We start from the raw sequence: 26,185 nt of genomic DNA on the forward strand, positions 1-26,185 counted from the left end.
ATGGAACCCGTACTTGTGGAACGCGATGGCGACGTGGCCATCGTCACGCTGAATCGTCCCGCGCGCATGAATGCCGTCAACGATGCGCTGCGCGGTGCGCTGATCGATGCGCTGGCCCGGCTCAACGCCGATCCGGCCGTGCGCGCCCTGGTGCTTGCCGGGGCCGGCGAGCGCGCCTTCTGTGCCGGACAGGATCTTGATGAAGCGGCTGCGGTGACGTGGCAGCAGATCGTGCCGTGGCTGAACCGCCAGCGGGCCATGTACCAGTCCGTGCGCGATCTGGACAAGCCCTGCGTGGCCGCGGTGCGGGGCGTGGCCGCCGGCGCGGGATTCCAGCTTGCGCTGTGTGCGGACTGGCGCCTGACGACGGCGGACAGCCGCTGGGGCCAGCCCGAGGTCAAGGCCGGCCTGGCCAGCATCGTCGGCTCATACCTGATGACGCTGCACGTCGGGCATACGCACAACGTGCAGATGTCGTTGTCGGGCGAACTGGTATCAGGGCAGCGGGCCTACGAGATCGGGCTGGTAACCGCCTTGCATGGCGAGGCGGAACTGATGGGCGCCGCGCTGGCGCGTGCCCGGTCGCTGGCCGCCTTGCCGCCGACATCGGTCAGGCTGTCGAAGCAACGGCTGCGGGCAATGACGCAGCCCGGGTTCGACGACGCATGCGTGGCGGGCATCCGCGCGCAGCTCGAATGCTATGCGGACGGCGAGCCGCAACGCGTGATGGCTGAATTTCTCAGCAAACGGAATGCAAGGGAGTCGCAATGATCCAGTGGAACGAGCATCTCATCAACGGCGCGCGACGGGCCGTGCGCGAAGGGCGCACCGTTCGTATTCACGATGCAGCCACCGAAGCACCGCTCGGTGAGGTCCATCTCGGCAATGCCGGAGATGTCGATGAGGCCGTCGAGGCGGCGCGGCTGGCGCTGCCGGGTTGGCAACAGATGGGGGTGGACGCACGCGCGGCGCTGCTGCGCGCGGTGGCAGACGCGCTGGAAAGCATGGGGCAGGACCTGGCGCACGGCATCTCGCGCGAAGTCGGCATGCCGCTGAAACTGTCGCAACGTATCCAGGTAGAGGCCCCGATTGCCGCGTGGCGCGCGACGGCCGCGCTGGCCGATACCTTCTCCTTCGTCAGCGAGGTGGGCAACTCGCGTGTCACGCAGGTGCCGGTGGGCGTGGTGGCGGCGATCACGCCGTGGAACTATCCGCTGCACCAGATCACGGGCAAGCTTGCGCCGGCATTGCTGGCCGGTTGCACGGTGGTACTGAAGCCGTCGGAACTGGCGCCCGCCGCCTCGGCCGGTCTGATGGCCGCCTGCGAACGGGCCGGCCTGCCGCCGGGTGTGCTCAACATCGTGCTGGGCGATGCCGAGGTGGGTCACGCGCTGGTCACGCACCCTGATGTCCACATGGTGTCGTTTACCGGTTCGACGGCCGTGGGCCGCAAGGTGGCGGCGCTGGCGGCGGGCGACATGAAGCGGGTGTCGATGGAGCTGGGCGGGAAGTCGGCAGCCATGGTGCTGCCCGGCGCGGACCTCGCACGCGCCGTCAAGGCCACTGTGGCTTCGTGCTTTCTCAACTCGGGACAGACATGCAGCGCTATCACGCGCCTGATCGTGTCGCGGGAAGACTATCCGGCCTGCCGCGCATTGCTGGCCGAGGCTGTGGCCGGCATGCGCATGGGCGATCCGGCCGACGCGTCCACGCGCATCGGCCCGTTGCTGTCGGCCCTGCAGCGCGAACGCGTGCTGGCGCATATCGCCGAAGCCGAGCAGGGCGGATTCGACCGCATTGCAGGCGGCCCCGATGCGCCGGTGCCGGAGCACGGCTACTTCGTCGCGCCCACCATCTACGGGAACGTGGCGCCGGACAGCCGGCTTGCCAACGAGGAGGTCTTCGGGCCGGTCCTGGCGGTGCTTTGCTATGAGACCGTCGAGGACGCCATAGCGCTGGCCAACGGCACGCGCTATGGCCTGGCTGCTTCGGTCTGGGCGGTCGACGAAGCCAGTGGCGAGGCCGTGGCCAATGCGCTGCGCGCCGGGCAGGTCGATGTCAACGGCGCACGATTCAACGCGGCGGCCCCGTTCGGCGGCTTCGGCATGTCCGGCGTTGGCCGCGAAGGCGGTGTCTATGGGCTCGAAGAGTTCCTGGAACCGCGCGCCATCCAGTTTCCCCGCTAAGTCAAACTTCAGGATATCCAGCATGTATCAGCAGATTTCAGTGACCCGCTCGGGCCGGAACGAGCACGTCGCCATCGTGACCATGAACCGGCCGGACAAACTCAATGCGCTGACCAAGGTCATGGAGGCCGAACTGCGCGAAGCCATGGAGGCCGCGGACCGCGACGACACCATCCGCGTCGTGGTGCTGACCGGCGCAGGCAAGGGCTTCTGCGCCGGCATGGACATCAACGAACTTGAGGTCCTGCCCCCTGGCGACATCCGTGCTGCCCAGTGGATGCGGCCGTACGACATGAACCGCCGCGCCGACTACCAGACCCGCTACGGCTACTTTCCGGCCATGCGCAAGCCCGTGATTGCTGCCATCAACGGGGCGGCTGCCGGCCTTGGACTGGTGTTCGCGCTATACAGCGATATGCGCTTCGCCAGCGACAAGGCGGCCTTCAGCACGGCCTTTGCACGGCGCGGCCTGATTGCCGAGCATGGGATCTCGTGGCTGCTGCCGCGTGTGGTGGGGCCGGGGCATGCGGCAGACCTGCTGTACTCCGCGCGCAAGGTACCGGCGGAAGAAGCCTTGCGCATGGGGCTGGTGGATCGCGTGTGCGAGGCCGATGACCTGATGGCGCATACGTTGGCCTATGCCGAGGACCTGGCCGAAAACGTCTCTCCGCGTTCCATCGGCGTGATGAAGCGCCAGCTCTGGGCGCAACCGTTCCAGACGCTGGCGGAAGCCACCCAGATGGCCAATGCGGAAATGTTCGACAGCATTCAGAGCGAGGACTTTACCGAAGGCGTGGCGCATTTCATCGAACGCCGTCCGCCCCGGTTCAGCGGGAGATGATGGCAAGGGAAGCGACAGGGCTCGCCCGAACCGCTATCTTGCGAGCGCCGCTCCGAATCGCTGCGCCGTCATCTCCCCGCCATGCGCCGCAGATCCACGAGCCTGTCGAACGTCTCCCCATCCAGTAGTCCAAGCTCGATCGCCGCGTCCCGCGGCGTGATCCCGCGACCCGTCGCATGGCGGGTGATGGAGGCAGCCTTGTCGTATCCCAGCGTGGGGTTCAGGGCCGTTACGGCAAGCAGGGGACTTTGCAGGTCGCGGGCCAGCCGTTCTCCGGCCGGCTGGAGGCCGGGGATAAGGCGGGTGGCCACGATGTTCGCGCTGTCTGCCAGCAGCCGGATCGATTGCAGGACGTTGTACACCAGTACTGGCTTGGCGACGTTCAGCTCGAAGCTGCCGGACGCAGCGGCCATCGTCACGGTCACATGGTTGCCCGTCACCTGCATCGCCGCCTGCACCATGACCTCGGCAATGGTCGGATTGCGCTTGCCCGGCATGATCGACGACGTCAGTCCGTCTTCCGGCAGCAGCAGTTCACCGAGGCCGGAGTTCGGGCCGGAGCCCATCCAGCGCAAGTCGTTGGCGATCTTGGTGAACGAGGCGGCGATCACGTTAAGTACGCCAGAGAGTTCAAGCAATGCGTCGTGCGCGGCCATGCCCTCGACCTTGCAGGGATTCGGGCGGAATGCAAGGCCGCTCAGTTGGCTTGCCTCCTCGCAGAAGGCCAGATCGAAGCCCGACGGGGCGTTCAGGCCGGTTCCGGCAGCCGTGCCACCCTGCGGGAGCACGAGCAGGCGGGGCATCGTGTCGTGAAGACGTGCCAGCGCGTTGTCGACCTGGGCTGTGAAGCCCTCGAAGGCACGACCCAGAGTGGTGGGGACCGCGTCCATCAGGTGCGTGCGGGCAATCTTCAGCACGTCGGCGAAGGCGCTGGCGCGTTCGTGCAGACTGTCGCGCAGGCGGCCGAGGGCCGGCACCAGCCGGTCTTCCAGTTCGATGGCGGCCGTCATGTGCATGACCGACGGAAAGCTGTCGTTGGACGACTGAGAGGCGTTCACATGGTCGTTCGGATGGACGGGCGACTTTGTGCCACGCGGCTGCCCCAGCCGTTCGTTGGCCCGGTTCGCGATCACCTCGTTGGCATTCATGTTGGTCTGCGTGCCTGAGCCGGTCTGCCAGATGGTCAGCGGGAAGTGCTCGTCGAACCGGCCGCAGCGCAGCTCTTCCGCGGCGGCGACGATGGCTTCGCCGATCCGGGCATTGAGCACGCCGCAGCGCATATTGGCGCGGGCGGCGGCCATCTTGTGCAGGCCGAAGGCGTGGATGAGGCAGTCGGGGAAGCGTTCCTGCCCGACCTCGAACACGGCCAGCGCGCGCTGTGTCTGGGCGCCCCAATAGCGGTCGGCGGGAATGTCCACCGGGCCGAAGGCGTCATGCTCCGTGCGGTACGTTGTCATGGTTGAGTCCAGCGAAGGTCGTTCCGGTCAGGCAGTCGTCGTACGCTGCATCGGGATGCCGGAGGAGTGCGGATTGCCCGCATTGGCGTCGTCTCCCAGCAGGTTGCCGTCGTCGAGCGCGGCGTCGGCCGCAGCCATGTCGGGATAGCGCTCGGGATACAGGTGGCGCTTCGCGGTTTCGGCATCGAACGTGCCCGACCACTTCGCCACGACCACCGTCGCCACGCTGTTGCCGATGGTGTTGCAGGTCGAGATGGCCATGGACAGGAAGCGGTAGACGCCGAAGATCACGGCCAGCCCTTCCACTGGCAGCACCCCTGTCGACGTAACAGTCGCCGCGAACACCACGAACGAGCCGCCCGATACCGTGGCCGCGCCCTTCGACGTCAGCAGCATCAGCAGCAGGATGCCGAGCTGGTGGTCCAGCGTCAGCGGAACCCCATAGGCATGGGAGATGAACATCACGCCCATCGCCATGAAGAGCGACGTGCCGTCAAGGTTGAAGGCGTAGCCGGTAGGCAGCACCAGGCCGACGGTCTGCTTGGCGCAGCCCAGCCGCTGCAGCTTGATCAGCAGGCGCGGCAGCGCGCTTTCCGACGATGCCGTGCCAAGCACGATCAGGATCTCGTCCTTGATGAACCGCAGGAAGCGCCACAAGCTGAAGCCCGCTACCTTTGCCACGATGCCGAGCACGACGGCGATGAACAGCACCACCACCGCGTAGAAGCTCAGCACGAATTGCGCCAGCGCAACCAGTACGGCGGCGCCGTTGCTGCCCACCGAGTAGGCCACCGCGCCAAAGGTGCCGATCGGCGCCAGCTTCATCACGAGGTTGATGAAGGAGAACAGGACTTCGGAAATGGTGTCGAGACCGTCATTGATCTTTGCGCGGCGCGTCTCGGGAATGGCGAGGATGCCGATGCCGACCATGACCGCGAGCACCACCACCTGCAGCAGTTCGCCCTTGGCGAACGCGCCGACGAAGTTGTCGGGCACGATGTGCATCATGAATTCAAGGAAGCCCTGCGGCGCTGCCGCCTTGGCGGTCGGCGTTGCGGCACTGCCCGTGACGTGAGCCATGCCCTTGCCGATCTCCAGCAGGTTGCCGGCGAGCATGCCAACCACCAGCGCGATGGTCGAGATCACCTCGAAGTAGAGGATCGAGCGCCAGCCCACGCGCCCGGCGCTTTTCACATCGCCCGCCGAGGCAATGCCGTGCACGATGGTCAGGAACACAAGGGGCGCCACGCCGGCCTTGATAAGCGACAGGAACATGTCGCCCAGCAGCTTCAGCTTCGCGGCGAACGCCGGGAACGCGAAGCCGACGGCAATGCCGAGGATCAGCGAGATGAGCACCTGCATGCCGAGCTTTCGATACCAGGGAAGCCGGGGAGCGGCTGGCGGCGCTGCGGGGGTCTGGATGGTCTGGTTTTGCATGATGTCTTCCTCCACCTGGACCTGTGCTCAGGCCACCTGTTTCGAGAGTTCGATGGCGCGATCGACCATCTGTGGGGCGAGGCCGAGATAGTTCACCGGGTCGCACAGGCGCTCGATGGCCGCCCGGTCGAAATGCTGCGTGACGGCGGGCAGGGCGCAGAGAGCGTCGGCCAGCGTGCCGCCGGCTTCGTTGACGGTGCGGCAGGCGTCGTACACCACATCGTGCGCCCGCTGGCGGCCGATATGCGGTGCCATGCCCATCATCACCGCCTCGGCCACAATCAGGCCCTTGGAGATGCCGAGGTTGTGCTGCATGCGGGCGGTGTCGACGATCAGTCCGCCCAGTGCGAACTTCGCCTGGTGCAGCGCGCCGGATGTCAGGATGAAGCTCTCCGGAATGGCGATCCACTCGGCGTGCCACGGGCCGGTGGCGCGCTCGAAGTCCTGTACCATCGCGTCGACCATCAGGCCGGCGTGCTGGCGCACCGCCTTCGAGGCGGCGAGCATCAGTTCACTGGAGATCGGGTTGCGCTTCTGCGGCATCGTGCTGCTGGCGCCGCGGCCCTTGACGAACGGCTCGTAGACCTCGGCGAACTCCGTCGAGGCCATGATCATGATGTCGAGCGCGATCTTTCCGAGCGAGCCGGTGACGAGCGCGAGCAGGTTGACTGCCTCGGCGAAGCCGTCGCGCGCCACGTGCCAGGTGGTGGCCGGCACGCCCAGGCCCAATTCCTCGGCCAGCGCCTGCTGGATGGCGAAGCCTTTCTCGCCGACCGATGCCAGCGTGCCGGCCGCGCCGGCGAATTCCACCACCGCCACGCGCGGGCGCAGCTCGGCAATGCGCTGCTGGTGACGGTCGAACATGGCCAGCCAGATCGCGGTCTTGTAGCCGAAGGTCACCGGCAGCGCCTGTTGCAGATGGGTGCGGCCGGCCATCGGGGTATTGCGGTGCTTCGTCGACAAATCGGCGAGAATGCCACGCAGTTCGCGGATGTCGGCGTCGATGCTGTCGAGCGCGTCGCGCACCTGGAGGGCGACGGCGGTGTCCATGATGTCCTGCGTGGTCGCCCCCCAGTGCACGTAGCGGCCGGCGTCGCCGCACATGTTCACGAGCTGGTGCACCAGCGGCAGGATCGGATAGCCGACGATGTCGGTCTCCTCGCGCATGTGGTCGAAGTCGATGCGCTCGATGCGCGACTCGCTTGCGATGACCTCGGCGGCTTCGGCCGGGATCACGCCAACACGCGCCTCGGCCTTCGCCAGTGCGATCTCGACGTCGATGTAGCGCTGCACGAGCGCGCCGTCGGAGAAGATCTGGCGCATCTTGTTCGTGCCGAACGCGTCGCGGAACAGGGCGGAGTCCACAACGGTGCTGGCGGCGGGAATGGACACTGGGGTGGACGCGGGGGTGGCGTAGAGAGTCATGGTGCTACCTTGCGATGGGAGGTCGGGTTGACTAATATGTTCGAACATATCGAGCATTAAATATGTTCGAACATATTTTCGAAATGAGGGTTTACCCGATTCGATTGAAAAGTGATGTTGTCGAACCAGATGAGCAAAACCAACTCGGCGGAGATCGCCAGACAACTTCTTGACGGGATTGCCAGCGGGCGCTTCGCGGTCGGCTCGCTGCTGCCCACGGAATTCGAGTTATGCGAGCAGTTCAACGCCAGCCGGTACACGATCCGTGCCGTGCTGCAGGCATTGCAGGACCAGGGGCTGGTGTCGCGCCGCAAGAATGTGGGCACGCGCGTGGAGGCGTCGCGGCCGCAGGCCCGGTTCCGGCCCACGCTTGCCTCGGTGGACGATCTCGTCCAGTTCGGCGTCGAACACTCGCGCCACGTGCAATCGGTGGAAACGGTCAAGGTGCCGGGCGACCTGGCGCGCGAGATCGGCTGCGCCGAAGGCACGCCTTTGCTGCGCATCTCCAGCATTCGCGTGGATGAGGGCCTTGCCGACGCCCCGATGGCCTGGACGGATATCTATATCGATCCGGCATACAAGGACATCGGCGAGAGGGTGCGCAACTCGACGGAGTTGGTCAGCACCCTGATCGAATCGCGCTATGGTCGCCAGATTGCCGAAATCGAGCAGGACGTGCGCGCCTCGACGCTCTCGGACGAGCGCGTCGAAAAGGGGCTCGGGCTAGAACATGGCGCAGCCGTGCTGAAAATTTCGCGCCGCTACCTGGATGCCGCCGGTGAAGCGTTCGAATATTCCGTGACCGTGCACCCCGCTGACAGCTTCTCGTTGTCGATGCGGCTGAAGCGATCTGCGGGGTAAAGGCCAGTTGGGGCTGTGTTGGGGCCGTGTTGGCCGATGAATGCATCGCTCGCTACAAATCGAGCCGTCCACGCAGCCGTCGCCAGACTCAGATCCGTTCCAGATGAGGACGCCGATTTGCGAGGATGACTAGGCGGGAAGCCGCACCCGATTCAATGGTTGCCCTGAGCCGGGCTAAAGAAATATGGCACCAGTGCTGCCGCCACCAACACCGCCGCCGACAGGAAAATCGCCGCATACGTAGCGGGCTCTCCCCAGCGCTGCACATGCCCCATATTGGCAATCAGCCCATACCCCCACGAGGTCAGCGCAGAGCCAAGAAACACGAACGTATTGAGCAGGCCAAGTCCACGCCCGCGCTTCGACGGCGGAATCAGTCCACGACCCTGCGCCATGACCAGCGGATGCAGCATGCCGATGGTCGACAGCAGCGCCATCATCGCGACGCCGCTCACCACGCCGGAATCGGGCCACACGGTCAGCATCACGGCTCCGGACATCGATACACACGACCACGCGAGAATTGCCGTCTTGAGCGTGCTACGCCGCACCAGCACCGGCAGCAGAAATGCCGTGAGGAAGCCAGCCACGCTCAGCAGCGTGAGCGCCACGCCGCGAGAACCCGAGCTGAGTCCATAGACATCGGCCAGATACGGGCCACTCCAGGCATTGCGGAATGCCGTGCCGGCAGCCATGGCCACGCAAAGCGGGATCAGCGTCCACAGCGGCACCAGGCCCAGCAGACGGACGCTTTGCGACAGCATGGACGGCCACGAGGCGCTGCGTGCCTCGGCATGGCCGGTATCACGCACGAAGCGCCAGACGCCCCATGCAGCGGCAACCATGCCGAGCGCCGACATGGACATGGACATGCGCCACCCGACCAGTTCCGTTGCCCAGCCCAGCGGCGCCGTCGCGCACAGCGCGCCGATCATGCCCATGGCGTTCGATTTGCTGACCACGCGCGTGTAGTCGCGCTCGGAGAGCTGTTCGGATGCGAAATGCAGCAGTCCCATGAATACCGGCGCGCAGGCCAGTCCGAGGCCAACCTGCGACAGCGTGGCGATCGCACCGTTTGGCGCCGCGACGAACACGATCGACGAGACCGCGCCGACCGCCAGCAGCCACGCTGTCGGCCTGCCGACGCCATAGCGGTCGAAGGCAATCCCGACCGGAATCTGCGCCACGGCAAAGGCGAGGAAGAAGGAGGAGGACAGGGCGCCGAAGCCGGCTGGCGACAGGCCGAAATCGTGCTGCAGTTCCGGTGCCATTACCGCCAGGCAGGAGCGGAAGAACTGGCTGAGCGCGAAGGCAAAGGTCAGGATGGCGATGCCGCGTGTTGCGGCATCCCGGGAGGAAGCGGCGCCGCCGTGGGGCAGGGCCTGGAGGTCGTCTCCGGTCATTGTTCTTGTTATGGGTGCTGCAGATTCAGGACTTCAGTCAACTCGGGGCGCGGCAGTGTGCGGCGCCCCGTACTGCGGGTTGCCGCTTAACCGGGCAGAGCGTCGTAGGTCAGCAGGAATACCTGCTCATCGCCCGCGCTCACGGGCAGCCAGACGATTTCCAGGTTCGGGAACGCCGCTTCCACATTGGCGTGCTCGTTGCCGATTTCCACCACCAGCACGCCACCCGGGTTCAGCCGTGCCTTGGCGCCGGCGATGATCCGGCGCACCACGTCCATGCCGTCGTCACCGCCGGCCAGCGCAATGCGCGGCTCGGCCAGGTATTCGGGCGGCAGCGCCTGCATCGACGATTCGTTGACGTACGGCGGGTTGGTCAGGATCACATCGTACGTGGCCCCTGCCGGCAGCGGCGCGTACAGGTCGCCCTCGAACAGGTGGATGCGGTCCTGCATCTTGTAGTCGGCCACGTTGCGGCGCGCCACGGCGAGCGCGTCGGGCGAGATGTCGACGGTATCGATCTGCGCATTGGGCCAGACATGGGCCGCAATGATCGGCAGGCAGCCGGAACCCGTGCAAAGCTCCAGCACCGGGCCAACTTGGCTGGTTTCACCGATCCACGGCTCCAGCCCTTCCTGCAGCAGCTCGCCAACGAAGCTGCGCGGCACGATCACGCGCGAATCGACGTAGAAGCGCAGGCCGTGCATATAGGCCTCGTGCGTGATGTAGGCGGCCGGCACGCGTTCGTTGACGCGGCGGTCGATGACGCGCATCACTGCGTCGATTTCCTCGGGCAGCAGGCGTGCATCGAGGAACGGGTCGAGCGTGTCGAGCGGCAGGTTCAGCGTATGCAGCACCAGGTAGGCGGCTTCGTCATAGGCATTGGCGCTGCCGTGGCCGAACGAGAGGCGCGCCGCAGTGAAGCGCGACACCGCCAGGCGCAGCAGGTCGCGCACGGTGCGCAGCGGGGAGGGGGTTGCCATGGTCGTGGAGTCCTGTGGTCGATGGGGGGAGCGATCGGCAGGCGATCAGGCAAGCAGCCGTTCGAGCACGCCGCGGTAGACGTTCTTGAGCGGTTCGATAAAGCGGACTTCGACGTTCTCGTCGATCTTGTGGATGGTCGCGTTGGGCGGGCCGAACTCGATCACCTGCGGGCAGATCTTGGCGATGAAGCGGCCATCGGAGGTGCCGCCCGTGGTCGACAGTTCGGTCTTGACGCCCGTCTCGGCCTCGATGGCGGCCGACAGCGCATCGGACAGGTCGCCACGCGGCGTCAGGAACGGTTCGCCGCCGAGCGTCCAGTCCAGCGTGTATTCGAGCTTGTGCTTGTCCAGGATCGCATGCACGCGCGACTTCAGGCCTTCCGGCGTGCTTGCCGTCGAAAAGCGGAAGTTGAAGTCGATCGTGACGTGACCGGGGATCACGTTGGTCGCGCCGGTGCCGCCGTGGATGTTCGACATCTGCCAGCTCGTGGGCGGGAAGTACTCGTTGCCCTGGTCCCACAACTCGGCGGCCAGTTCGGCCAGCGCGGGCGCGGCTTCGTGGATCGGGTTGCGGCCCAGGTGCGGGTAGGCGATATGGCACTGCACACCCTTGACGACGAGCTTGCCCGACAGCGAGCCGCGGCGGCCGTTCTTGACCATGTCGCCGAGCGTGTCGACCGATGTGGGTTCGCCGATCACACAGTAGTCCAGGCGTTCGCCGCGCGCCTTCAGCGCTTCGACGACCTTGATGGTGCCGTCGTGCGCCGGGCCTTCCTCGTCGCTGGTGATCAGGAACGCGATGGAGCCCGCATGCGCCGGATGCGTCTTGACGAACTCCTCGACCGCCACGACAAAGCCGGCGATCGACGTCTTCATGTCGGCCGCGCCGCGGCCGAACAGGCGGCCGTCACGGTGCGTCGGCTCGAACGGGTCGGAGTTCCATTGTTCGAGCGGGCCGGTCGGCACCACGTCGGTGTGGCCGGCGAAGGCCAGCAGCTTGCCGTCCGTGCCTTGCGTGCCGCGCTTCACGGCCCACAGGTTGGTCACGCGGAAATCGTCGGGGCCGCTGACGATGGCTTCGCAGGTGAAGCCGAGCGCCTTCAGGCGCGTTTCCAGCACGGCCTGGCAGCCTTCGTCCGCGGGCGTGACGGAGCGGCGGCGGATCAGGTCTTCGGTGAGGGCAAGGGTGGCGGTCATGGGAGGACGAAAAAATTCAGAACTGGCTGGCGTACTGGTCGGCGGAGAAACCCACGGAGACCTGGCCGTTGTGCGCGAGCACCGGGCGCTTGATCAGCGACGGGCTTTGCTGCATCAGCGCGATGGCGCCGGCTTCCTGCTCGGCACGGGCCTTGTCGGCGTCGGACAATGCGCGCCACGTGGTGCCCTTGCGGTTGAGCAGCGTCGACAGCGGCACGTGCTTGAGCCAGCCGCGCAGCATCGATTCATCGACGCCTTGCTTCTTGAAATCGTGGAACGTGTAGGCGACGCCGTTGGCGTCCAGCCAGGTGCGGGCCTTCTTGACGGTGTCGCAGTTCGGGATGCCGTAGAGCAGGACGGTCATGGCTTGTCGGGTCTTGTGCTGCGGTTGAGGGTTCAGCGGAAAAGCAGATTCAGTGCGATCACCAGGCCGCCGAGGCCCAGTGCCACGCCTGCCATCGCCACGGCTGTCATCAGGCGCAGGCGGCGGTCCAGCCGCGCGGCTTCCTTGCGCAACGCATCGATGGTGATGGCGTGCTGCTCGGCGAGCAGCTTGACGGCCTCAGCCTGCTGCATCGCGGCCGTTTCCAGTTCAGCGATGCGCGCGGCAGGGTCGCGCGTTTCTGGCGCGCCGGCACCTTCTGCAGCGTCATCCTTGCGCCTGCCTTTCTTGATCTTGTCGATGGTCTTGTTGGCCTGTTCGAGGATCGTGGGCAGGAGGGAGAGGACAGTGCTGACGGTGGTGGGGTCCAGGGCCATGAGTCGCTTGCGGAGGGAGGGCACGTCGCGGACGGTGAGGCGGGGTGATGCAGGGGGTGGCCCGGCTGGCCGCACCGCGCAAGGCGGCGCGTCAGGCCGGGCCGGCCGCGGGCGATCAGTCGCCGCGCAGCAGGTCGTTCAGGCTGGTCTTGGCGCGGGTCTGCGCGTCGACCTTCTTGACGATCACGGCACAGTACAGGCTGTACTTGCCGTCCTTGGACGGCAGGTTGCCCGCGACCACGACCGAGCCCGCCGGCACGCGGCCATAGTGGATCTCGCCGGTTTCGCGATCGTAGATCTTGGTCGACTGGCCGAGGTACACGCCCATCGAGATGACCGAGTTTTCTTCGACGATCACGCCTTCCACGACTTCCGAACGTGCGCCGATGAAGCAGTTGTCTTCGATGATGACCGGGTTGGCCTGCAGCGGCTCCAGCACGCCGCCGATGCCCACGCCGCCCGACAGGTGGACGTTCTTGCCGATCTGCGCGCACGAACCGACCGTGGCCCAGGTGTCGACCATGGTGCCTTCATCGACATAGGCGCCGATGTTCACGTACGACGGCATCAGCACCGCGTTCTTGGCGATGAACGAACCACGGCGCGCCACGGCGGGCGGCACCACGCGGAAGCCGGCCTTGGCGAAGTCGTCGCCGCTCCAGTTGGCGAACTTGGTCGGCACCTTGTCGTAGAACTGGGCGAAACCGCCGGCGCTCATCGGCGCGTTGTCTTCCAGGCGGAACGACAGCAGCACGGCCTTCTTGACCCACTGGTTGACGATCCAGTCCTTGCCTTGCTTCTCGGCCACGCGCAGCGTACCGGCGTCGAGCTGGCCGATGACGTTGGCGACAGCCTCGCGGATATCGGCGGGGGCGGACTTCGGCGACAGGCTGGTGCGGTCTTCCCAGGCCTGGTCGATCAGGGCTTGCAGAGCTTGCGTCATGTTCGTGTTCTCAGGTGTTGAATGGTTGAAACTTTCGGTCTGGCGATCCGGTGGACTGGCCCAATTGTTTTCTCTCTCTCCCCTCAGCGGGAGAGGGGAGCAAACCAGTGGCTGAGACGATGTCCCTCAGCCCAGCGACTTGCAGAATTCCACAATCCGCCGCGCGCCTTCCAGGCATTCCTCCGGCGTGGCCACGAGCGCCATGCGCACGCGGTTCGCGCCGGGGTTGATGCCATCGGCTTCGCGCGCCAGGTAGCTGCCCGGCAGCACGGTGACGTTCTGCGCGGCCAGCAGCTGCGCGGCGAACTCGACATCGTTCAGGCCGGTGCGCGACACATCGGCCCACAGGTAGAAACCGGCATCGGGCAGTGCCACGTCCAGCACCTCGGCGAGCATCGGCGTGACTTCGCTGAACTTGCGCACGTAGGCGGCGCGGTTGTCGCGCACGTGGGCTTCGTCGTTCCAGGCGGCGATGCTGGCGGTCTGCACGGCCGGGTTCATCGCGCCGCCGTGGTAGGTACGGTATAGCAGGAATTTCTTGAGCAGCGCGGCATCGCCGGCGACGAAGCCGGAACGCAGGCCCGGGACGTTGGAACGCTTGGACAGGCTCGAGAACATCACCAGCCGCTCGAAACCGCGGCCCAGCTTGTGGGCGGCTTCCAGCGCACCGAGCGGCGCACGGCTCTCGTCGAAGTAGATCTCCGAGTAGCACTCGTCGGAGGCGATCACGAAACCATACTTGTCCGACAGCGCGAACAGTTGCTTCCAGTCTTCCAGCGACAGCACCGCGCCGGTCGGGTTGCCGGGAGAGCAGACAAAGAGCAGCTGGACGTTCTTCCAGACATCGTCGGCAATACGGTCGAATGCCGGGGCGAAGTTGCGGGCCGGATCGCTGTTCGCGAACACTGGCGTGGCGCCTGCCAGCAGCGCGGCGCCTTCATAGATTTGGTAGAACGGGTTCGGGCACAGCACCAGCGCGCCGGGGCGCGTGCCATCGACCACGGTCTGGGCGAAGGCGAACAGCGCTTCGCGCGAGCCGGTCACCGGCAGCACTTCGGTCGCAGCATTGACCTTCGGCAATCCGTAGCGGCGCTCCAGCCAGGTGGCGATGCACTGTCGTAGTGCATCGGAACCAGCCGTTGTGGGATAATTCGCCAGCCCCGACAGTGACTCGGCCAGCGCCTTCTTGATGAACTCGGGCGTGGGGTGCTTGGGCTCGCCGATGCCGAAACTGATTGCCGGCTTGTCGGCAGGCTTCACCTCCGCGAACAGCACGCGCAGTTTCTCGAAGGGGTAGGGCTGGAGCAGGTCGAGGCGCGGATTCACGTTCTGGATGGGGCCGGTTGAAACCCAGCATTATAAAGGAACGGCACGGTATCCCGTGCGTGGGCGCGGCCCGCGCGGCGCATCCGGTGTGCGGATGCCGGGCATCATTGGCATGTGATGCCGGCTGTGGCTACGTGCGATTCCCCGGCTGTCGGGCCTTCGCGTAATCATTTCCAAATGACCAAAAATAATATTGCGGCGCAACATGGCGCCGCTGACCGCCATTCGGTCAAGTCGTCGCTTTCCATTCTGATCGGTGCCTCGGTTTGGGGCATTGCATGGTTTCCTTACCGCGTACTGGCCGGCTGGGGCCTGGGCGGCATGAGTGCGGCCGCGCTTGTGAGCTGTGCTGCAGCCGTCATTTCGCTGCTGGCTTTCCGCAAGCGCCTGCGCGGTATGCGTGCGTCCTGGCTGTTTGTGGCCATCGGCTTGGCGGCCGGCGTCACGAATGCGGGTTTTGTCTGGGGCAGCGTGAACGGGCATGTCATGCGCGTGCTGCTGCTGTTCTATCTGACCCCGGTCTGGACCGCGCTGTTCGCAAGGTTGTTCCTCGGTGAGCGGCTGTCGGCGCCCGGCCTGGGGCTGGTTGCGCTGGCGTTGTCGGGGGCCGGGCTGATGCTCTGGACGCCAGAGGTTGGCGTGCCGCTGCCGGGCAGCGCGGCGGAATGGTCAGGACTGATCGGCGGCATGGGTTTCGCCGTCAACAACGTACTGTCGCGCCGTGCCGGACAGCAGTTTCCCGATATGGATGCGCGCCTGCGGACCGTGGTGGTCTACCTCGGCTGTACGGTGGTCGGCGTGCCTTGCGCACTGCTGCTCGATGCGCAATCGGCGGCGATCGTCCCTGGTATGGATGCGGCCGCCGCGGCGCTGGTGGCGGCGCTCGCAGCCGTGCTCGTGCTGAGCAATTCGGTGGTCCAGTATGGCCTGCAGCGCCTGCCGGCGAACCGCGTGTCGCTGCTGATGCTGTTCGAGATCGTGGTGGCCGCGGTGTCTTCGTGGTGGCTGGCGACCGAAACGCTGAGCTGGAAGGAGGCCGCGGGCGGCCTTTGCATCGTTGCCGCCGGCGCACTGTCGGGCCTGGTCCATCGGAGCCGCGTCAAACCGGAAGCCGTGACAGGCGGCGCCGAAGCCGTCGCCTGATCCGGCGCGGGTCAGTGCAGCATGACCCGCGACACCACGGCCACCAGCGGCTTGCGCACGGCGCGTTCCACGGTGCTGTGCAGGTGCAGCGGGCGCAGCAGCATCTTCACGGTCATTTCGACGGGAAGATGACGGCGAATCACGGCGCTGACGCGTGAGTTGAGCGCCGTCACTTCGTGGTCGGGGATGTCTTCCTGCCCGCGCTCCATGCGCAGGACATTGCGCAGCGCGATGGCGGCATCCTCGTTCTTGATCTCTAGTAGCCGGCGCGCAAGGGCACCCAGCACCCTGGCGCGGCCGACTTGCTCGGACTCCGCGAACCGATTGAAGAAGCGGTAGAAGTGCTTGTAATGCCGCACCTCGTCATTGGCGATGCGTCGCGTCAGGGCGCGCAGCACCGGTTCGTCGCTGGCAAGCTCCAGCGCCCGGTAATAGGCTGCCGTGCCCGTTTCCACGACGCACCGGGCGGCCATTTCCAGTGCCTCGGTGGGTTCGAACTGGTCGATCGAGCAGGTTGCGCTGTATTCCCGGAAGAATCGTTCGTAGCCGCGCTCCCAGTCGAACTCCGGCCAGACATGCTCGACATAGCGCCGCAGCGCCAGCCCATGCTGCAGTTCTTCGGCTTCCCAGTGGTCGGCCAGCCATCCGGCCGCCTCCGGCACCCTGGCGTAATAGGTGGCAAGGTTGCCGGCGTAGGTGTCGGATCCGCTTTCGATGAATGATGCCGACACCAGCAGGTAGAACAGATCGCGGTTATCCCGCACGCGTTCGGACTCGATCGCCCGGAAATCAATCTCGCTGACAGACCACGGCAGAGTTGCCGTTGACGACTGGGTCATGCTTGATCCTCCGAAAAAGGGCCGCATGCCACGCCGGACGGTGGCCCCCTGAGAGCATCTGGCGTCACGCTGGCATGTCAGAGAGACTAGCATTTACCCTAGTTAGTTTCCCGGCCGTTACATAACCGCCTCAGGAAAGCGGCAGCGCACCCACTGCAAAAGTGCTTGCAGAAACGCTCGTAAATGGCTGCTGCCAAAGGGAAAGCGGGCCGGAAAAATGCCGGGGAACCCACTGCCGGAGCGGCCGGAAGGGCTTCCCGCGATGGTATGATTACCGCCAATTCTCGGGCACGGGGGGCGAGAAGGGGCGCCGGCGACACGCCGCGTCCGCCCGTCCGCGTGCGCCGCTCATTCCTGAACGCTCTAATGCTGCGCGCGCTGCCATCAGCGCCGATACCACACGACAACCGTGCGACTATCTTCGATCAAGCTGGCGGGCTTCAAATCATTCGTCGATCCGACCAATTTCCAGGTGCCCGGCCAACTCGTGGGCATCGTAGGTCCCAACGGCTGCGGTAAATCCAACATCATCGATGCAGTCCGCTGGGTGCTGGGCGAGTCACGTGCGTCCGAGTTGCGTGGTGAGTCCATGCAGGACGTCATCTTCAACGGTTCCACGGCCCGCAAGCAGGCCGGCCGGGCCAGCGTCGAACTGGTGTTCGACAATGCCGAAGGCCGTGCCGCCGGCCAGTGGAGCCAATATGCCGAAGTGGCCGTCAAACGCGTGCTGACGCGCGACGGCACCTCGTCCTATTACATCAACAACCAGCCGGTACGCCGCCGCGACATCCAGGACATCTTCCTGGGTACCGGCCTGGGCCCGCGCGCCTACGCGATCATCGGCCAGGGCATGATCTCGCGCATCATCGAGGCCAAGCCCGATGATATGCGGATCTTCCTGGAAGAAGCGGCCGGCGTATCGAAGTACAAGGAACGCCGCCGCGAGACCGAAAACCGGCTGTCCGATACGCGCGAGAACCTGACCCGCGTGGAAGACATCCTGCGTGAGCTCGGCGCGAACCTCGAAAAGCTCGAAGGGCAGGCCGAAGTCGCGCAGCGTTTCAAGACGCTGCAGGCTGATGGCGAAGAAAAGCAGCACCTGCTGTGGCTGTTGCGCAAGCGCGAGGCCCAGATCGAGCAGGAGCGGCACCAGCGTGCCATCGAGCAGGCCCAGATCGACCTGGAAGCCCAGACGGCGCAACTGCGCCATGTCGAGGCCGAGCTCGAAACCATGCGCGTGGCGCACTATGCGGCGTCTGACGGCATGCACAACGCGCAGGGTGCGCTGTATGAGGCCAATGCCGAAGTCAGCAAGCTGGAAGCCGAGATCCGCTACGTGGTGGAATCGCGCAACCGCGTGCAGGCGCAGATTGCCGCACTGACCGCGCAGCGCGAGCAGTGGCAGGGCAAGTCGGAACAGGCCAGCGACGAACTGGCGCAGGCCGAGGAAAACCTCGCCGTGTCCGAAGGGCGCACCGTGGAAGCGCAGGAGGCGGTGGCCCAGAAGAATGACGAGCTGCCTACGCTCGAGGCTCAGTGGCGTGACGCCCAGCAACTGCTCAACGAGCAGCGTGCCGGCATCATGCAGGCCGAGCAGTCGCTCAAGCTCGAAGCCGCGCAGCAGCGCAGCGCCGACCAGATGCTGCAGCAGCTGGAACAGCGCCGTGAACGCCTGTCCGGCGAGGAAAAAGGGCTCGACCGACCAGACGAGACGCGCCTGGAGCAGGCCCGCGCGGAACTGGCCGAGCAGGAAGCGGTGCTCGACGAAGCGCAGGCCATCCTCTCTGACGCCGAGGAAAGCGTGCCGCGCCTCGATGGCGAGCGCCGTGCCGCGCAGGAGCGCGTACAGAGCGAAGCCGCCGCGATCGCCGCGCTGGAAGCGCGCTTGTCCGCGCTGAAGCAGTTGCAGGAAAACGTACAGACCGACGGCAAGGTGCAGCCGTGGCTGGCCAAGCATGGGCTGGCCGAGCTGCCGCGCCTGTGGAAGAAGGTCCATATCGAGCCGGGCTGGGAAAACGCGCTGGAATCGGTGCTGCGCGAGAAGCTCGCCGCGCTTGAAGTGTCGAACCTGGATTGGGTCAAGGCGTTCCTGTCGGACGCGCCGCCGGCGAAGCTGGCGTTCTATACACCGCCGCCCGCAGCGAGGCCGGTCGAAACTCCCGCTGGCTTGCGGCCGCTGATGTCGCTCGTGCAGATCACCGAGCCGGGCATCCGCGCGGTGATGCAGGACTGGCTGGCCGATATCTACACCGCCACGGACATGACGCAGGCACTGGCCGCGCGCAACACGCTGCCGGACGGTGCGTCGTTCGTGGTGGCCGAAGGGCATCTGATTGGCCGCAACGCGATCCAGATCTACGCCGCCGATTCCGAGCAGGCCGGCATGCTGGCCCGCGAGCAGGAAATCGAGAATCTGCAAAAGCAGGCGCGTGCGCAGATGCTGCTGTCGGACGAAGCCAAGAGCCAGGCCGTGCGTGCCGAAGCCGCGTACACGCAGTCGAGCCAGTCGCTGGCCGATGCGCGCACGCGCGCCGAGCAGGCCACGCGCCGCGTGCACGCCTTGCAGATGGATGTACTCAAGCTGTCGCAGGCGATGGAACGCTACGCCGCGCGCAGCGGCCAGATCCGCGAGGAACTCGACGAGATCCATGCGCAGATCGAAGAGCAGCGCGCGATCCGCGCCGAATCCGAAGCGAGTTTCGAGCAGCACGATTCGGCGCTGGCCGAGATGCAGGCCACGCACGAAGACCAGCAGATGGCATTCGAAGCGCTCGACAGCAAGCTGTCGTCGGCGCGGCACCAGTTGCGCGACCTCGAACGCGCGGCGCAGGAGGCCGTGTTTGGCGAACGCAACCTGGCCAGCCGCATCGACGAACTGCATCGCAATATCCAGGTGGCAAGCGACCAGGCCGAGCGCGTCGCGGAATCGCTCGAGAACGCGCGCGCGGAACTGGAAACGATCAACGAGCAGACGGCTCACACCGGCCTGCAGGACGCACTGGAACGCCGTGCCGAGAAGGAAGAGAAGCTCGGTGCCGCGCGTATCGAACTCGACGCGCTGTCCGCGCAATTGCGCCAGCACGACGAACAGCGCCTGGCTGCCGAACGCAGCCTGCAGCCGCTGCGCGACCGCATCACGGAGAGCCAGCTCAAGGAACAGGCCGCGCGCCTGAACCAGGAGCAGTTCAGCGAGCAGTTGACGACCGCGCAAGTCGACGAAGTCGCGCTGACCGAAAAGCTGACCGGCGACCTCAAGCCGTCGTACCTGCAGGGTGAGGTCACGCGCATCAACAACGCCATCAACGCACTCGGCCCGGTCAACATGGCCGCGCTCGACGAACTGGCGGCGGCGCGCGAACGCAAGACCTTCCTGGACGCCCAGTCGGCCGACCTGAACGATGCGATCACCACGCTGGAAGACGCCATCGCCAAGATCGACCAGGAAACCCGCGCGCTTTTGCAGGGCACGTTCGACCAGGTCAACTACCATTTCGGCGAGCTGTTCCCGTCGCTGTTCGGTGGCGGCCAGGCGCGCCTGATCATGACCGGCGAGGAAATCCTCGATGCCGGCGTGCAGGTCATGGCGCAGCCGCCGGGCAAGAAGAACTCAACCATTCATTTGTTGTCGGGCGGCGAAAAGGCGCTGACCGCGATTGCGCTGGTGTTTGCGATGTTCCAGCTCAATCCGGCCCCGTTCTGCCTGCTGGACGAGGTGGACGCCCCGCTCGATGACGCCAATACGGAGCGCTACGCCAATATGGTGGCCCGCATGTCGAGCAAGACGCAGTTCGTCTTCATTTCGCACAACAAGATCGCCATGGAAATGGCGCACCAGCTGATCGGCGTGACCATGCAGGAGCAGGGCGTGTCGCGCATTGTGGCGGTGGATATGGATGCGGCGGTGTCGATGGCGGAGGCAGCATGAGCAGTAAGCAGGGGCCCCGCGCAGCGGGGCGGCGCACGTCCGCGAATGCTGCGCGCAATCGACACAACGATGCTGTGATTCACGTTAACTCCTCGGAGATTGCAGCATGAGTTTCAACATGGATTTGCAGACGGCACTGATCGTTGCCGGTCTCGTTTTCCTTGCGCTGCTGTTCGGCTACAACCAGTGGCAGATCCGCAAGGCGCGCCGTCCGCGCGAACTGCGTCCCGAAGACGACCTGCCGCCGATGCGCGAGCCTGTGGTTGGCCAGTCCACCACGCCGGAAGTATCCGCCAAACTGCATGAGCCGCCTGCCCCGGAACACGTCGAGCGGCGTGAGCCGACGCTGACGCCGGCTACGCGCCCGGCACAGCATGACGTCGCTGCGGCTGCCGCAACGGCTGCCGCGAGCTCGGCGGACGCTGACGATGTCGTGGCCGAAGAGGTCGCATTGGCGACCATGCAATCTGAATCGGCAGTTGCCGAGGCAGAACCGGACGCGGAACCCGAAGCGGAAGCCGAATCCGAAGCAGAGGCCGAAAGCAAGGCCGAAGCCGTGGTGCAACCCATCAAGCAGGCCAGGCAGCCCGAGCCGGTAGTCGCCGAGGGGCAGCCGATGCCGGCCACGGTCGACCCGTTGATCGACTGCATCGTGCCGCTGCACCTGGAGCGCAAGGCCTCGGGCGACCGTATCCTGCCGCTGACCGGCCGGCTGCGCCGCGCCGGCACCAAGCAGATCCATATCGAAGGCCTGCGCGTGGAAGCCAACGCGTGGGAACCCGTGACGGCCGGCCACCAGTACGAAGACCTGCAGGTGGCCGTGCAACTTGCCAACCGCAGCGGCCCGCTCAACGCGCTGGAGTTTTCGGAGTTCGTGAACGCCGTCGAAGCGCTGGCGGAATCGCTGGATGCCTCGGCCGAACTGCCGGACATGGGCGAGACCGTGGCCAACGCGCGTGAACTCGACGCGTTCGCGGCAAGCAGCGACGTGCAGCTCGGCGTCAACGTGATCTCCGATGGTGCGCCGTGGTCGGCCGCCTACGTGCAGAGCGTGGCGACGCAGGACGGGCTGGTGCTGTCGCGCGACGGGACGCGTTTCATCCGCTACCACGCCAATGCAGAAGGGGTGCAGCGCCCGCTGTTCGCGCTGCAGTTCGGCGACACCAACTTCCTGCGCGATGACCTGACCGTCAAGGGCGGTGGCCAGATCACGCTGCTGCTGGATGTGCCGCAGGCAGACCAGGCCGGCAAGCCGTTCAAGACCGTCTGCGAATACGGCAACTCGCTGGCCCAGCGCATGGGTGCGCAACTGGTCGACGACAATATGCGGCCGTTGACCGAGGCGTCGTTCGTGGCGATCTTCAACCAGCTCGAGGCTCTCTACCAGAAGCTGGAAACGCGCGGGATGCCTGCCGGATCGCCGGTGGCGGCACGGTTGTTCAGCGTCTAGCGGGAGCCTGTCATGAACGCAACCCATCGTGGTGCGCAGGCCGATGCCTCCGCGCCGGTCGGCGGCTTGCCGCCCGCAGCTGCCGCGGAACGCGTGCAATGGCTGCGCGACGAGCTGGACCGCCACAACTACCAGTATTACGTGCTCGACGCCCCGACCATCCCGGATGCCGAGTACGACGCGCTCTTCACCGAACTGCAGGCACTGGAAGCCGAGCACCCCGAACTGCTGACGCCGGATTCGCCGACGCAGCGGGTCGGCGGAGCCCCACTGTCGGCGTTCGATACGGTACGCCACCGCGTGCCGATGCTGTCGCTCAACAACGGCTTCGCCGACGAGGACGTAGCCGGTTTTGACCGACGCTGCGCGCAAGGACTGGGTCGCAGCGCTGCAGCAGGCGGCGAGCAGGACCTGTTCAGCGCCGCGGACGCCGTGGAATACGCGTGCGAGCTGAAGTTCGACGGCCTGGCCATGTCGCTGCGTTATGAGGATGGCCGCCTGGTGCAGGCTGCCACGCGCGGCGACGGCGAAACGGGTGAAGACGTGACCGTCAATGTGCGCACCATCAAGGCGATTCCGCTGAAGCTGCGCGGCACGGCGCCCGCGGTGCTCGAGGTGCGCGGCGAAGTCTTCATGTACCGCCGCGATTTCGACAAGCTCAATGCGCGCCAGGCCGAAGCCGGCGAAAAGACCTTCGTCAATCCGCGCAATGCCGCGGCCGGCAGCCTGCGGCAGCTCGATCCGCGCATCACCGCGAAGCGTCCGTTGTCGTTCTTCGCTTACGGCCTCGGTGAATTGCAGGGCATTGAACGTCCGGCTACCCATAGTGCGATGCTCGATGGCTTTGCCACCATGGGCCTGCCCGTATGCAACGAGCGCGCGGTGGTGAAGGGGGCGCAAGGCCTGCTCGATTTCTACCGCAAGGTGGGCGAGAAGCGTGACCAGTTGCCGTATGACATCGACGGCGTGGTCTACAAGGTCAACGCGCTGGCAGAACAGGAACAGCTCGGCTTCGTGTCGCGCGCGCCGCGCTTTGCGCTCGCGCACAAGTTCCCGGCGCAGGAGATGACCACCATCGTCGAGGACATCGAAGTGCAGGTCGGACGCACGGGCGCGATCACGCCCGTGGCGCGCCTGCAGCCTGTGTTCGTCGGCGGCGTGACCGTGACCAACGCCACGCTGCACAACGAGGACGAGGTGCGCCGCAAGGACGTGCATATCGGCGACACCGTAATCGTACGCCGTGCTGGCGACGTCATTCCGGAGGTTGTCGCCGTGGTGCTGGAGCGCCGCCCCGACGATGCGCGTGCGTTCGTGATGCCGACCGCCTGCCCGGTATGCGGCTCGCATATCGAGCGGCTGGAAGACGAAGCCATTGCGCGCTGCACGGGCGGCCTGATCTGCGCGGCGCAGCGCAAGCAGGCGCTGCTGCATTTCGCGCAACGCCGCGCCATGGATATCGAAGGCCTTGGCGACAAGGTCGTCGAGCAGCTGGTCGATCAGGGCATCGTGCGCACGCCGGCCGATCTCTACAAGCTCGGTGTCGCCAAGCTGGCCGCATTGGACCGCATGGCGGACAAGTCGGCGGGTAACCTCGTGGCGGCCATTGAAGCTTCGCGCAGCACCACGTTCAACCGTTTCATCTTCTCGCTGGGCATCCGGCATGTGGGCGAGGCCACGGCCAAGGACCTGGCGCGGCATTTCGGCAAGCTCGACGGGCTGATGGTGGCCGACGAGGCCGCGCTGCTCGAAGTCAACGACGTAGGTCCCGTGGTGGCGCAGTCGATCGTCAATTTCTTCGGCGAGCCGCACAATGTCGAGGTCATCGAGCAGTTGCGCGCCGCAGGCGTACACTGGGCGGAAAGCGAGCCCGTCGCGCGGGCGCCAGCGCCGCTGGCAGGCAAGACTTTCGTGCTGACCGGAACGCTGCCGAGCCTGTCGCGCGAGGCAGCCAAGGAAATGCTGGAGGGCGCGGGCGCCAAGGTCGCAGGCTCTGTATCGAAGAAGACAGACTACGTCGTGGCCGGCGCCGAAGCTGGCAGCAAGCTCGACAAGGCCGAGGCGCTGGGCGTACCGGTGCTCGATGAAGCAGGAATGCTGGCGCTGCTGGAATCGGCCGGCGCGGGCCAACCGGGGGAACAGTCATGATCCGCGAGATTCTCAAGATGGGCGACGCGCGCCTGCTGCAGCAAGCGCGGCCGGTGGAGCGCTTCAATACGCCCGAACTGCGCACGCTGATCGAAGACATGTTCGACACCATGGACCACGCCAACGGCGCGGGCCTGGCGGCGCCGCAGATCGGCGTGGATCTGCAGGTGGTGATTTTCGGATTCGACCGCAACCCGCGCTATCCGGACGCGCCGAAGGTGCCGAAAACGGTGCTGATCAACCCGGTGCTCGAAATGCTGTCCGACGAGCTCGAGGATGGCTGGGAAGGCTGCCTGTCGGTGCCCGGCTTGCGCGGCGTGGTGCCGCGCCATACGCGCCTGAGATATAGCGGCTATGACCTGATGGGCGGCAGCATCGACCGCGTCGCCGATGGCTTCCATGCGCGTGTGGTGCAGCATGAGTGCGATCACCTGCAAGGGATCCTGTATCCCATGCGTGTGCGCGACTTCACGCGCTTCGGCTTTACCGAGGTACTGTTTCCGGAATTGCCGCCGAACAGCGATGACTGAAGCGTGACAGGGTCACAATAGAAACGGGGCGCCAACTGGCGCCCCGTTTCTATTGCTGCGTCACCGGCGGCGAGTCCGCCGGCGATGCGATGCCAGTCCTCAGAATTTCTCGAACGGCCCGAGGAAGCGCCACTGCCCCGGCGGCAGGTCGCCCAGCACGATGCGGCCCATGCGCACGCGCTTGAGGCCAACCACCTCCAGGCCGACCTGTTCGCACATGCGGCGGATCTGGCGCTTGCGGCCTTCGCGCAGCACGAAACGCAGTTGCTCTTCGTTCTGCCAGCTCACCTTGGCCGGCTTCAGGACCACGCCGTCGAGCGACAGGCCATGGCGCAGCAGTTCGAGCTTGTCAGCAGGGAAGACCTCGCTGACATTACGCTCGACCACGCCGTCCGGCGAGTGCCACTGCACGCGCACCAGGTATTCCTTCTCGACGTTGGAGTCTTCGCCGATCAGGGCGCGCGCCACGCGGCCATCCTGCGTCAGCACAAGCAGGCCGGTGGAGTCGATATCGAGACGGCCGGCAGGCGCCAGGCTCTTGCGCTGCCACGGCGCGAAGCGCTTGCGCGTGGGGTCTTCCGACCACTGGTTCTCCGCCGTGAACAGCACGGCCGCGGGCTCGTAGCCGTCTTCGGCCTGGCCGGAGACATAGCCCATGGGCTTGTGCAGCAGTACCGTGACACGCTCGCCTTGTTCGGAACGCGCGGCCTGGTGGATCTCGATATTGGCATCGGCACGCACGCGCGAGCCGAGTTCGGTCACAGGCTTGCCGTCGACGATTACCCAGCCGCGCGGAATCCATTCGTCGGCTTCGCGACGCGAGCACAGGCCCAGTTCGGACATGCGCTTGGACAGGCGGACCAGGCCATCGTCGTGGCTGGTCTCAGGGGAGTCGCCGCTGGAATGGGCTGGTTGCCTTTCGGCACGGACCGGGCGCGCGCGGTCGGCGGTGTCACTGAAGCGTCGGGCCGGTGCATCGCCTCGGCGTGCACCGGCGTCCGGTGCGCGACGCTGGCGGTCGTCATCGCCGAAACGGCGCGGACGCGACTCGTCATCGCGGAAGCGGCGCTGCGGTTGTTCGCCGCCTTCGGCACGTCGCGGACGCTGCGGACGGTTGTCGTCGCTGAAGCGGCGGGGGCGTGCCTCATCGTCGCCGAAACGACGCGGACGCGATTCGTCATCGCGGAAGCGGCGCTGCGGCTGTTCGCCACCTTCGGGGCGTCGTGGACGCTGCGGACGGTTGTCGTCGCTGAAGCGGCGGGGGCGTGCCTCATCGTCGCCGAAACGACGCGGACGCGATTCGTCATCGCGGAAGCGGCGCTGCGGCTGTTCGCC

The 26,185-nt window shown here is 66.0% G+C and carries 21 protein-coding genes; 9 read left to right on the top strand and 12 right to left on the bottom strand.

Going from position 1 to position 26,185, the window contains the following annotated elements; genetic code table 11:
- Genes KHO41_RS04560 through KHO41_RS04570 form a run of 3 tightly spaced genes read left to right on the top strand, consistent with a single transcriptional unit; the run spans position 1 to position 3,027 of the window.
- Entirely contained in the window at positions 1 to 771 is a 771-nt protein-coding gene (locus KHO41_RS04560; protein ID WP_211952113.1) for an enoyl-CoA hydratase/isomerase family protein, read from the top strand.
- Entirely contained in the window at positions 768 to 2,186 is a 1,419-nt protein-coding gene (locus KHO41_RS04565) for an aldehyde dehydrogenase family protein (protein ID WP_211952114.1), read from the top strand. The genes KHO41_RS04560 and KHO41_RS04565 overlap by 4 nt, the downstream gene beginning before the upstream one ends.
- Positions 2,187 to 2,208: 22 nt before the next feature.
- Positions 2,209 to 3,027 carry an enoyl-CoA hydratase gene (locus KHO41_RS04570; RefSeq protein ID WP_211952115.1) on the top strand — a complete coding sequence of 273 codons (819 nt, stop codon included), beginning with the start codon at positions 2,209 to 2,211 and terminating at the stop codon, positions 3,025 to 3,027.
- Positions 3,028 to 3,095: 68 nt separating this feature from the next.
- On the opposite strand, the gene KHO41_RS04575 is transcribed toward KHO41_RS04570, so the two are convergent.
- From KHO41_RS04575 to pcaB, 3 genes are read right to left on the bottom strand one after another with little or no spacing between them, the layout of a single operon-like run.
- Complete coding sequence (locus KHO41_RS04575; RefSeq protein ID WP_211952116.1) at positions 3,096 to 4,484, bottom strand: class II fumarate hydratase; 1,389 nt, start codon at positions 4,482 to 4,484, stop codon at positions 3,096 to 3,098.
- Between the two features lie 27 nt (positions 4,485 to 4,511).
- A complete protein-coding gene (locus tag KHO41_RS04580) occupies positions 4,512 to 5,921 on the bottom strand; it encodes a cation:dicarboxylate symporter family transporter (RefSeq protein ID WP_211952117.1) in 1,410 nt (469 codons plus the stop codon).
- Positions 5,922 to 5,948: 27 nt separating this feature from the next.
- Positions 5,949 to 7,346: a 3-carboxy-cis,cis-muconate cycloisomerase gene (gene pcaB, locus KHO41_RS04585; protein ID WP_211952118.1), complete on the bottom strand. Its 1,398-nt coding sequence runs from the start codon at positions 7,344 to 7,346 to the stop codon at positions 5,949 to 5,951.
- 129 nt (positions 7,347 to 7,475) lie between these two features.
- Between pcaB and KHO41_RS04590 the strand changes: the two genes are divergently transcribed.
- Complete coding sequence (locus tag KHO41_RS04590) at positions 7,476 to 8,207, top strand: GntR family transcriptional regulator (RefSeq protein ID WP_211952119.1); 732 nt, start codon at positions 7,476 to 7,478, stop codon at positions 8,205 to 8,207.
- Between the two features lie 152 nt (positions 8,208 to 8,359).
- Here KHO41_RS04590 and KHO41_RS04595 read toward each other — a convergent pair whose 3' ends face one another.
- From KHO41_RS04595 to dapC, 7 genes are all read right to left on the bottom strand, one after another.
- Positions 8,360 to 9,610, bottom strand: coding sequence for an MFS transporter (locus KHO41_RS04595; protein WP_211952120.1), 1,251 nt, complete (start codon positions 9,608 to 9,610; stop codon positions 8,360 to 8,362).
- A gap of 86 nt (positions 9,611 to 9,696) precedes the next feature.
- Positions 9,697 to 10,590 (bottom strand): 50S ribosomal protein L3 N(5)-glutamine methyltransferase, encoded by an 894-nt coding sequence (gene prmB, locus KHO41_RS04600; protein WP_211952121.1) that lies wholly within the window; start codon positions 10,588 to 10,590, stop codon positions 9,697 to 9,699.
- A 45-nt stretch (positions 10,591 to 10,635) separates the two neighbouring features.
- Positions 10,636 to 11,787, bottom strand: coding sequence for a succinyl-diaminopimelate desuccinylase (dapE, locus tag KHO41_RS04605; protein ID WP_211952122.1), 1,152 nt, complete (start codon positions 11,785 to 11,787; stop codon positions 10,636 to 10,638).
- A 16-nt stretch (positions 11,788 to 11,803) separates the two neighbouring features.
- A complete protein-coding gene (locus KHO41_RS04610) occupies positions 11,804 to 12,151 on the bottom strand; it encodes an ArsC family reductase (protein WP_211952123.1) in 348 nt (115 codons plus the stop codon).
- A 32-nt stretch (positions 12,152 to 12,183) separates the two neighbouring features.
- The gene (locus tag KHO41_RS04615) at positions 12,184 to 12,546 is read right to left on the bottom strand and encodes a hypothetical protein (RefSeq protein ID WP_211952124.1); all 363 of its coding nucleotides are present in this window, start codon (positions 12,544 to 12,546) and stop codon (positions 12,184 to 12,186) included.
- A 115-nt stretch (positions 12,547 to 12,661) separates the two neighbouring features.
- Positions 12,662 to 13,489: a 2,3,4,5-tetrahydropyridine-2,6-dicarboxylate N-succinyltransferase gene (gene dapD, locus KHO41_RS04620; protein ID WP_011298055.1), complete on the bottom strand. Its 828-nt coding sequence runs from the start codon at positions 13,487 to 13,489 to the stop codon at positions 12,662 to 12,664.
- A 126-nt stretch (positions 13,490 to 13,615) separates the two neighbouring features.
- Positions 13,616 to 14,815 carry a succinyldiaminopimelate transaminase gene (gene dapC / locus KHO41_RS04625; RefSeq protein WP_211952125.1) on the bottom strand — a complete coding sequence of 400 codons (1,200 nt, stop codon included), beginning with the start codon at positions 14,813 to 14,815 and terminating at the stop codon, positions 13,616 to 13,618.
- A gap of 177 nt (positions 14,816 to 14,992) precedes the next feature.
- Between dapC and KHO41_RS04630 the strand changes: the two genes are divergently transcribed.
- The gene (locus KHO41_RS04630) at positions 14,993 to 15,958 is read left to right on the top strand and encodes a DMT family transporter (RefSeq protein WP_211952126.1); all 966 of its coding nucleotides are present in this window, start codon (positions 14,993 to 14,995) and stop codon (positions 15,956 to 15,958) included.
- A gap of 11 nt (positions 15,959 to 15,969) precedes the next feature.
- Here the strand turns inward: KHO41_RS04630 and KHO41_RS04635 are convergent, their stop codons facing one another.
- On the bottom strand, positions 15,970 to 16,797 hold the full coding sequence (locus KHO41_RS04635; RefSeq protein WP_211952127.1) for a ferritin-like domain-containing protein: 828 nt from the start codon (positions 16,795 to 16,797) through the stop codon (positions 15,970 to 15,972).
- Positions 16,798 to 17,206: 409 nt separating this feature from the next.
- Here KHO41_RS04635 and smc point away from each other — a divergent pair, with 409 nt between their 5' ends.
- The 4 genes from smc to def all read left to right on the top strand — a co-directional run bounded on the left by smc (position 17,207) and on the right by def (position 24,850).
- On the top strand, positions 17,207 to 20,722 hold the full coding sequence (gene smc, locus KHO41_RS04640; protein WP_211952128.1) for a chromosome segregation protein SMC: 3,516 nt from the start codon (positions 17,207 to 17,209) through the stop codon (positions 20,720 to 20,722).
- 106 nt (positions 20,723 to 20,828) lie between these two features.
- Positions 20,829 to 22,172, top strand: coding sequence for a cell division protein ZipA C-terminal FtsZ-binding domain-containing protein (locus tag KHO41_RS04645; protein ID WP_211952129.1), 1,344 nt, complete (start codon positions 20,829 to 20,831; stop codon positions 22,170 to 22,172).
- A 12-nt stretch (positions 22,173 to 22,184) separates the two neighbouring features.
- On the top strand, positions 22,185 to 24,320 hold the full coding sequence (gene ligA / locus KHO41_RS04650) for an NAD-dependent DNA ligase LigA (RefSeq protein WP_211952130.1): 2,136 nt from the start codon (positions 22,185 to 22,187) through the stop codon (positions 24,318 to 24,320).
- Positions 24,317 to 24,850 (top strand): peptide deformylase, encoded by a 534-nt coding sequence (gene def / locus KHO41_RS04655; RefSeq protein WP_211952131.1) that lies wholly within the window; start codon positions 24,317 to 24,319, stop codon positions 24,848 to 24,850. The genes ligA and def overlap by 4 nt, the downstream gene beginning before the upstream one ends.
- A gap of 99 nt (positions 24,851 to 24,949) precedes the next feature.
- Here def and KHO41_RS04660 read toward each other — a convergent pair.
- Positions 24,950 to 26,185, bottom strand: a 1,236-nt coding sequence (locus KHO41_RS04660; protein ID WP_211952132.1) for a pseudouridine synthase, incomplete at its 5' end; no start/stop codon positions are given.

Source organism: Cupriavidus numazuensis (assembly GCF_905397435.1).
Taxonomy (GTDB): Bacteria; Pseudomonadota; Gammaproteobacteria; order Burkholderiales; family Burkholderiaceae; genus Cupriavidus; species Cupriavidus numazuensis.

Coding starts and splice junctions, on each gene's coding strand:
- KHO41_RS04630 (WP_211952126.1), top strand. CDS start 14,993: ATGACCAAAAATAATATTGCGGCGCAACATGGCGCCGCTGACCGCCAT.
- prmB (WP_211952121.1), bottom strand. CDS start 10,590: ATGGCAACCCCCTCCCCGCTGCGCACCGTGCGCGACCTGCTGCGCCTG.
- KHO41_RS04570 (WP_211952115.1), top strand. CDS start 2,209: ATGTATCAGCAGATTTCAGTGACCCGCTCGGGCCGGAACGAGCACGTC.
- KHO41_RS04615 (WP_211952124.1), bottom strand. CDS start 12,546: ATGGCCCTGGACCCCACCACCGTCAGCACTGTCCTCTCCCTCCTGCCC.
- KHO41_RS04610 (WP_211952123.1), bottom strand. CDS start 12,151: ATGACCGTCCTGCTCTACGGCATCCCGAACTGCGACACCGTCAAGAAG.
- dapD (WP_011298055.1), bottom strand. CDS start 13,489: ATGACGCAAGCTCTGCAAGCCCTGATCGACCAGGCCTGGGAAGACCGC.
- pcaB (WP_211952118.1), bottom strand. CDS start 7,346: ATGACTCTCTACGCCACCCCCGCGTCCACCCCAGTGTCCATTCCCGCC.
- dapE (WP_211952122.1), bottom strand. CDS start 11,787: ATGACCGCCACCCTTGCCCTCACCGAAGACCTGATCCGCCGCCGCTCC.
- KHO41_RS04590 (WP_211952119.1), top strand. CDS start 7,476: ATGAGCAAAACCAACTCGGCGGAGATCGCCAGACAACTTCTTGACGGG.
- KHO41_RS04635 (WP_211952127.1), bottom strand. CDS start 16,797: ATGACCCAGTCGTCAACGGCAACTCTGCCGTGGTCTGTCAGCGAGATT.
- ligA (WP_211952130.1), top strand. CDS start 22,185: ATGAACGCAACCCATCGTGGTGCGCAGGCCGATGCCTCCGCGCCGGTC.
- KHO41_RS04645 (WP_211952129.1), top strand. CDS start 20,829: ATGAGTTTCAACATGGATTTGCAGACGGCACTGATCGTTGCCGGTCTC.
- def (WP_211952131.1), top strand. CDS start 24,317: ATGATCCGCGAGATTCTCAAGATGGGCGACGCGCGCCTGCTGCAGCAA.
- KHO41_RS04560 (WP_211952113.1), top strand. CDS start 1: ATGGAACCCGTACTTGTGGAACGCGATGGCGACGTGGCCATCGTCACG.
- KHO41_RS04595 (WP_211952120.1), bottom strand. CDS start 9,610: ATGACCGGAGACGACCTCCAGGCCCTGCCCCACGGCGGCGCCGCTTCC.
- KHO41_RS04575 (WP_211952116.1), bottom strand. CDS start 4,484: ATGACAACGTACCGCACGGAGCATGACGCCTTCGGCCCGGTGGACATT.
- KHO41_RS04580 (WP_211952117.1), bottom strand. CDS start 5,921: ATGCAAAACCAGACCATCCAGACCCCCGCAGCGCCGCCAGCCGCTCCC.
- KHO41_RS04565 (WP_211952114.1), top strand. CDS start 768: ATGATCCAGTGGAACGAGCATCTCATCAACGGCGCGCGACGGGCCGTG.